We start from the raw sequence: 306 nt of genomic DNA, 5'->3' as shown, positions 1-306 counted from the left end.
TAATAGACTGATACACAAAATTATTTACATAACCGCTCCATATACAAAAATTTTCATTGTTTGCTTTACTCTACTATACTGTTTTGCTCCAAAATTTGTCCCAATAACAGGTTGCAAACCTTGACTCATGCCCCATAAAGGTATAAACGAGAACATATATAGTCTCATAGTTGCAGACATTAAAATCCCCCAATCACTTCCACCGTATTTAAATGCTTGCTTAAATAGAAATGTTTGTTGCACCGCAAATAATAATTGCATCATCATTGCAGAACTACCTATACTAAACATTTCTAATGTTAAATT

General features: G+C 32.0%; 1 pseudogene. It reads right to left on the bottom strand.

What is annotated here, in order from left to right:
- Positions 1-27: 27 nt before the first annotated feature.
- Positions 28-306: pseudogene (locus tag ABGF45_RS08410) on the bottom strand (MATE family efflux transporter); the annotation flags it as partial.

Source organism: Helcococcus sp. KG196 (assembly GCF_046035495.1).
GTDB classification, from domain to species: Bacteria; Bacillota; Clostridia; order Tissierellales; family Peptoniphilaceae; genus Helcococcus; species Helcococcus ovis.
Note: the sequence above shows the minus strand (reverse complement) of the source record. Positions and strands in the feature narration are given on the sequence as shown.